This window comes from Streptomyces azureus, from assembly GCF_001270025.1.
GTDB classification, from domain to species: Bacteria; Actinomycetota; Actinomycetes; order Streptomycetales; family Streptomycetaceae; genus Streptomyces; species Streptomyces azureus.
Genome location: NZ_DF968478.1, coordinates 23,509 through 30,191, shown reverse-complemented (window position 1 = coordinate 30,191; position 6,683 = coordinate 23,509). Strand labels below are relative to the sequence as shown.

Below are 6,683 nucleotides of genomic sequence, written 5' to 3'. Positions count from 1 at the left end.
GCGCATCGACGACGAGACCGAGGGCCTGCTGCCGTCGTCGAACACCGAGGAGGGCAGGATCGCGGGGATACTCCAGCGCCCGCGCTCCTGCTACACGTGCAAGACCCGGTACGTGGAAGTCGACTACTTCTACCACCAGCTCTGTCCCGACTGCGCCCGCGTGAACCGGACCAAGCGTGACGTCCGCGCCGACCTCACCGGCAAGCGCGCCCTGCTCACCGGCGGCCGCGCCAAGATCGGCATGTACATCGCCCTCAGGCTGCTGCGCGACGGCGCGCACACCACGATCACCACGCGCTTCCCGAAGGACGCCATCCGCCGCTTCAAGGCGATGGACGACTCCGCGGACTGGATCCACCGCCTGGAGGTCGTCGGCATCGACCTGCGCGACCCGGCCCAGGCCGTGGCCCTCGCTGAACAGGTCGCCGAGGCGGGCCCCCTCGACATCCTCGTCAACAACGCGACCCAGACCGTGCGCCGGCTGCCCTCCGCCTACGCCGCGCTGGTCGAGGGCGAGAGCGCCCCGCTGCCCGCCGGTGAGCTCCCCGCGCACCACGTCATCGGCGCCTTCAACTCCGGCGCGGTCGACGGCCTGGCCGCGCTGCCCCTCGGCGGCACCAGCGGCCTCGACGCCCAGCAGGTCGCCGACCTCGCCCTGGTCGCGGGCAACGCCAGCGTCGAGCGGCACCTCGACGGCACGGCGATCGACGCGGGCGGGCTGCTCCCCGACGTCGTCGACAGCAACACCTGGGTGCAGACGATCGAGCAGATCTCCCCGGTGGAACTGCTGGAGACCCAGCTGTGCAACTACACCGCGCCGTTCATCCTGATCAGCCGGCTCCGCCCGGTCATGGCCGAGGCCGCGAAGAAGGCGGCGAGCGGGCGCGCGTACGTCGTGAACGTCTCGGCCATGGAGGGCGTGTTCGGCCGTGGCTACAAGGGTGCGGGGCACCCGAACACGAACGCCGCCAAGGCCGCCATGAACATGGTGACGCGGACCAGTGCGCAGGAGATGTTCCAGACCGACGGGATTCTGATGACCTCGGTGGACACGGGGTGGATCACGGACGAGCGGCCTCACTACGACAAGCTGCGGCTGGCCGAGGCGGGGTTCCACGCGCCGCTCGATCTGGTCGACGGGGCGGCTCGGGTGTACGACCCGATCGTGCGGGGCGAGGCGGGGGAGGATCTGTACGGGGTCTTTCTGAAGGACTACGAGCCGGGGAAGTGGTAGGGGTTCGTCAGCGGGTTGAGTGTGGCTTGGCGCGCAGTTCCCCCCGCCCCTGACTTGGGAAGCGCGCTGCCCGTGCCCGGGTGCCGCCGTCCACCACGAGGTCTGCCCCTGTCACCCACTCCGCCTCGTCCGACGCCAGCCACACCACCGCCCGTGCGACGTCCTCGGGCTCCCTGATCCGGCCGAGCGGCAGCCCCGCGGCGATCTGTTCCTCGCCCGGCTCCCACGTGAACCGAGCCATCTCGGTACGCACCAGGCCGGGGGAGACGGAGTTCACCCGCACCCGGGGCCCAGCTCACCCGCGAGCTGCTGGGTCAGGTGCAGCAGCGCGGCCTTGGTCGTGCCGTACGCGCCCACGTTCGGGCCGACATGGCCGGCGCCCTCCGTGCACACGTTGATCACCGTGCCGCCGTGCTCCGACATCCACGACCGCCACGCGCACTGCACCAGCCGCAGCGGTGCCTCGACATTGACGGTGAAGGCATCGCGCCAGGCTTCCGGGGCAGCGTCCATGAGCGGTCCGTACGGCTGATTGGTCGCCGCGTTGTTGACCAGGACGTCGAGGCGGCCGAACTCGCGAAGGGCCAGCTCCGTCAGGCGCCGGGATGGCCGGGGTCGGCGACGCTGCCCGCAAGCCCGATGCCGCCCAGTTCCAGGGCGGTACGCCGTACCTCGTCGGCGTCGCGCGCGGTGACGCACACCAGTGCGCCCGCCGAGGCGAGCGCTTTCGCGACAGCGCGTCCGATGCCGCGCGTGGCCCCCGTGACCACGGCGGCCTTGCCCTCCAGGCCGTACGACGGTGACGTCATCGACGTACCGTCTCATGACGGTCCGTCAGCCGACAGCCCGAGGGGGTGTGGGAGACCCTGCGCAACCGTCCGGAAACCGCCGGTGCGGACTTAAGCCGTTCGAGTGATCCATAAAACGTCTTTTCTGTGGCAAATCGGTACGTAAACCCGAGTTGAACACAGGATGACGCGCGATCGTTACCGCTAGTTTTCAGCCCCATCGAGCGGGGGGCCGCTCATTTGGTTAATCTAGGGCGGACGGACAGCAGGACGGGATCCACACCCACGGTCCGTCATGGGACAAGCCGGTACACCACGGCCTGCGCTCCCGCGAATTACCGGCGCCACCGCGTCCGAACTGCATTGCATTTGGCATCAGACCCGAGCGGGCGTCAGGCGTAGAGCAGGACCGGCGCGCACGTCCCGAGGGTGACCGACACATAAGGAGTGCGCGGTGACACCGGAAAAGACGAATCGCGAGCAACGCCCCAAGGAACGCACCGAGCGCAAGGGCCACCGGTCCGACGAGCTCGGCAGCCTCGACGTGTGGGCCCGGTCGGCCCCGATCCGCCTCGCGGGCTACGAGGAGGACCTCGCCGAGCCCCACATCCTGCCCAGCGTCGACTGAACGGGCGCCGCACCCTCCGCGTTCGTCGATCCGCACGGGCGTGCCAGACTCGCGTCCATGCTGATCAGGGAAGCAACGGCTGACGACTGGCCGCGCATCTGGCCGTTCTGGCACCGCATCGTCGCCGCGGGTGAGACCTACGCATGGGACCCGGGCACCTCCGAGGAGGAGGCCCGGGTCCTGTGGATGAATCCGGCGAAACGCGTCCACGTCGTCGAGGACGACAGCGGCAGCGTCGTCGCCTCCGCCTACCTCACCCCCAACTACGGCGGGCCCGCCGCCCGCATCGCCAACGCCGGCTTCATGGTCGACCCGGACCAGGGCGGCCGGGGCTACGGCCGGGCCCTCGCCGAACACCTCCTGGCCCAGGCCAGGGCCGCCGGTTACCGGGGCATGGTGTTCAACGCCGTCGTCGAGACCAACCCGGCCGTGAAGCTGTGGACCTCCCTGGGCTTCACGATCCTCGGTACGGTGCCCGACGCGTTCGAACATCCCCGGCACGGCCCCGTGGGACTGCACATCATGCACCGGGCGCTCTAGAGCATCAGCACATCGGAGGGTTCCATGGCCGGCCTTCGGGTGAGGCCTCCGGAGGCGGCCGGCTGGCCCGACTTCGCCGGTCTGGTCGATCGGGCCCACCGCCGGGGTGTGGCCGCCGCCGCTCCCGACAGCGCCCTCCACGAGGTCGCACGCCTCGGCGGCGGCACCGTGGAGGGCTACCCCGAGGACGCCGAGGGCCGGCCGGTCTCCGCGTCGTTCCTGTACACCGGCACGGTGACGCTGTTCGAGAGCCACGGCTTCGAGCGGATCCGGCGCCTCGGCAGGCCCCACTGGGTGGTCGCCGGGCCGGTCTCCCGGGCAGCCGTCAGGGACGGACGTACGGCCGGGTCATGATCTCCATGTTGTGGCCGTCCGGGTCGGCGAAGTAGGCGCCGCGGCCGCCGAAGAGGTCGTTGACCCGGCCGGGCTCGGTGTGCCTCGGGTCGGCGAAGTAGGTCACCCCCAGCGCCTCCAGCCGGGCGATCATGGTGTCGAACTGCTCCTCGGGCACGAGGAACGCGTAGTGCTGCGCCTGGATCGGCTCGTCGCGCTTCTCGTAGTAGTCGAGGGTCACGCCGTTGCCCAGGTCGACGGGCAGGAACGGCCCGAAGGGGGCGCCGACCTCCAGGCCCAGGACCGCCGCCAGGAACTCCGCGGACAACTGGCGGTCCGAGGAGAAGACGACGGTGTGGTCGAGATGGGCGACGGTGGCCGGAAGTTCGGGTGTGTGCTGTGCGTGGGACATGAGTCTGAAAGGTCTCCGGGTCTCGGGATCCGTGGTGAAGCGCCGCAGTGGGCGCGAGAGGATGAGGACACGGAGACGGGAGGCGGGGCTCGTGCCCTCTCCGGCTCTCGGGCGAGCCCGGGCGGGGTCGCCCCCGCCGCGCTCACTCCGAGGCCGGGCGCCTCACTCGTGCATGGCCTACGGCCGACCCGGCAGTCACCCGGCCGACTCTAGTTCATCGGTGCCGTACGCCGCCACGGATTACGTTCCTGCAACTGCTGTGCCACTTCCAGGAGTTGGTACTCCGTGCCGGGGCGTCCCACCAGTTGCACGGCACCAGGGGCGCCGGAGGGGAGGGTTCCGCAGGGGACCGACATGGCGGGCCAGCCTGTCAGGTTCCACGGGGGCGTCAGGGGCGAGTAGTTCGTGTTGGCCAGGAGATTGCTCAGCCAGCCCCGCTCGTGCCAGGGCGCGGCCTTGGGGGAGCGGCGGGCGAGCGCGGGCGTGAGCAGCACGTCGTACTCGGCGAAGAACGGCTCCAGCCGCCGGCGCAGTTGCTCCCGGGCCGCCCCGGAGCGCACCCTGCCGATGAAGGGCCGGCCGAGTCTCGCGTGGATCCGGGTGCGCCGGGTCAGCAGACGTGCGTCGAGGTGCTGCGCGTCCGCGGCGGTGCCGGCCGTCCAGTGGGCCAGTGAGGTCGTGGCGAGCGACATCGGGTAGGGCGGGTCGGCTCGCCTGACCTGATGGCCCGCCTTCATCAGCACCCCGGCCGCCTCCCGCGCGGCCGCCGCGTACGGCCGGCTGATGGTGACGCCGGCCACCGGACTGCGCAGCGACACGGCGACCCTGAGGGGGCCGGGTTCGGAGCGGAGGGCGGGCTCGTCGCCCGCGAGCACCGAGAGCATCAGGCGGGCGTCCTCGACGGTCGTGGCGAGCGGTCCGTTCTCCGACAAGCCGAACCAGCCGCCGTCCCCGGCACCCGTCGGGACCACTCCGTGTCCCGGCTTGATGGTGACGAGGCCGCAGTTCGCGGCCGGTATGCGCAGGGAACCCATGCCGTCGTTGCCGAGGGCGATCGGCACCATCCCGGCGGCGACCGCGGCGGCGCTGCCGCCCGATGAACCGCCCGCCGAGCGCGACGGGTCCCAGGGGTTGCGGGCGATGCCCAGCACGCCGTCCGTCGTGCCGAAGACACACAGCTCGGGCACGTTCGTCAGACCCACGACCACCGCGCCGGCCGCTCGCAGCCGGGCCACCGTCACATGGTCCTGGGTGGCCGGAGTGTCCGGTGTCGCGGCCGAGCCGACGCGGGTGGACTCGCCGCGCACGGCGAGGTTGTCCTTGACGGCCACGGGCACCCCGGCCAGGGGCAGACGGTCGAAGTCGCCCCGTGCGGCCACCTCGTCGGCCTCGGCCGTCGCCGCATCGGCGCGCACGGTGCGGAAGGCCCCGACACGGCCGTCGAGCCGCTCGATCCGCGTGAGGTGCTCGGCGATCACCTCGCGGGGGGTGACCCGCTTCTCGCGTACGGCGGCGGATATCTCGGCGGCGGTGCGGCCGGCCCAGGTGGTCACAGAGGCTCCTCGACGTGGAAGGACGGGCTTACTGGCGAGTACGTAGGGAGAACTGTGCACCGGCCGGGGGCGCACGTCGAGGCCCTCGGCGGGAACTGCCCGGGGACCTGGCGCTCGGGGCCCGGTCAGGTACTCCGCCGCCCGGGGTCGTCGGCGCGAGCCGGATCCTGCTGCTGCCCGATGCCGTGCGGGCCCGGCGGTGGCGGGTGCGGGTGGCCGGGGCGCGGGGGGTCCGGTACGGACCGCCGGGTTCGGGCCGTACCGGTCCCCGGGGCCGGGCGGCTCAGCGCAGGTGGCGTGCGAAGAAGGCCTCGGTGATGTCCATGGAGACCGGCCACCTCGGCCCGAAGGTGTGCCCCTAGCCGGCGTGGGTGCGCAGTTCGACGTCCTTGCCCGCCTTCTCGAACGCGGCGGCGACCTGCCGTGACCAGGTGAGGGGGCAGGTGTCGTCCGCCGTGCCGTGCTGGATCAGCAGGGGTTCGGTGACACGGTCGACGTACGTCAGGGGCGACACCGCGCGCCAGAAGGCCGGGTTCTCCTCCGGCGTGCCGTGCTTCTCCTCGATGTCGGTCACGAGGGGATCGCCGTCGGGCCGCTGGAAGTGGTCGATGTTCTCCTCCGGGCGTGCGCTCACCGGCGCGTACACCACCGCGGCGTCGAACAGGCCGGGCGCCACGACCAGCGTGTTGTACACGACCCCGCCGCCCATCGACCGGCCGAACAGGCCGATCCGGTCGCCGTCGATCTCCGGCCGCCCGGAGTCGCGCAGGGCCAGGGCGGCGCCGATGACGTCCTCGGTGTAGCCGAGGCGCAGACCGGCGTCGTTGGCGGGGTCGTCGTCGGAGCGGGCGTGGTTGCGGTAGTCGGTGTGCAGGACGACGTAGCCGCCGCGGGCCAGGCGGTCCTGCTCCCGGGGCATGCCCTGGCCGCTGAAGTAGACGTCCGGGTCGATGTACCCGTGCGCCAGCACGAGCGCCGGGAACGGGCCCTTGCCCTCGGGGATGTTCATGATCCCCGAGATGGTCAGACCGTTCGCCTCGTAGGTGACGGCGTAGCGGGTGTAGGCGGAGGTCCGGTCGAGCATCGCGCCGAGACGCAGGCCGGAACCGGTGTGCTTCCGCTGCATCAGGGCCGGGAGGGAGACGGGGTCGGCTGGGGCGGGGGTGGGGGAGGGCGTCGTGAGAGGTCTCTCGCT

The 6,683-nt window shown here is 71.7% G+C and carries 7 protein-coding genes and 1 pseudogene; 4 read left to right on the top strand and 4 right to left on the bottom strand.

Annotated features, from left to right (window positions below):
* Positions 1-1,234 (top strand): SDR family NAD(P)-dependent oxidoreductase (locus AOQ53_RS36735; RefSeq protein WP_059424078.1); only part of this gene is annotated, 1,234 nt, incomplete at its 5' end.
* A gap of 7 nt (positions 1,235-1,241) precedes the next feature.
* On the opposite strand, the pseudogene AOQ53_RS36730 reads toward AOQ53_RS36735, so the two are convergent.
* Positions 1,242-2,043: pseudogene (locus AOQ53_RS36730) on the bottom strand (SDR family oxidoreductase).
* A 433-nt stretch (positions 2,044-2,476) separates the two neighbouring features.
* On the opposite strand from AOQ53_RS36730, the gene AOQ53_RS43970 reads away from it, so the two are divergent.
* Genes AOQ53_RS43970 through AOQ53_RS36720 form a run of 3 tightly spaced genes read left to right on the top strand, consistent with a single transcriptional unit; the run spans position 2,477 to position 3,544 of the window.
* A complete protein-coding gene (locus tag AOQ53_RS43970; protein WP_107084056.1) occupies positions 2,477-2,650 on the top strand; it encodes a hypothetical protein in 174 nt (57 codons plus the stop codon).
* Positions 2,651-2,707: 57 nt separating this feature from the next.
* Positions 2,708-3,190 (top strand): GNAT family N-acetyltransferase, encoded by a 483-nt coding sequence (locus AOQ53_RS36725; RefSeq protein WP_059424077.1) that lies wholly within the window; start codon positions 2,708-2,710, stop codon positions 3,188-3,190.
* Between the two features lie 24 nt (positions 3,191-3,214).
* A complete protein-coding gene (locus tag AOQ53_RS36720; protein ID WP_236711943.1) occupies positions 3,215-3,544 on the top strand; it encodes a hypothetical protein in 330 nt (109 codons plus the stop codon).
* On the opposite strand, the gene AOQ53_RS36715 is transcribed toward AOQ53_RS36720, so the two are convergent.
* The 3 genes from AOQ53_RS36715 to AOQ53_RS36705 all read right to left on the bottom strand — a co-directional run bounded on the left by AOQ53_RS36715 (position 3,516) and on the right by AOQ53_RS36705 (position 6,614).
* Positions 3,516-3,935 (bottom strand): VOC family protein, encoded by a 420-nt coding sequence (locus tag AOQ53_RS36715; protein WP_059424075.1) that lies wholly within the window; start codon positions 3,933-3,935, stop codon positions 3,516-3,518. The genes AOQ53_RS36720 and AOQ53_RS36715 overlap by 29 nt on opposite strands.
* A gap of 209 nt (positions 3,936-4,144) precedes the next feature.
* Positions 4,145-5,488, bottom strand: a complete 1,344-nt coding sequence (locus AOQ53_RS36710; RefSeq protein WP_059424074.1) for an amidase — start codon at positions 5,486-5,488, stop codon at positions 4,145-4,147.
* 358 nt (positions 5,489-5,846) lie between these two features.
* Positions 5,847-6,614, bottom strand: a complete 768-nt coding sequence (locus AOQ53_RS36705; protein WP_236711942.1) for an alpha/beta hydrolase family protein — start codon at positions 6,612-6,614, stop codon at positions 5,847-5,849.
* Positions 6,615-6,683: the final 69 nt, after the last annotated feature.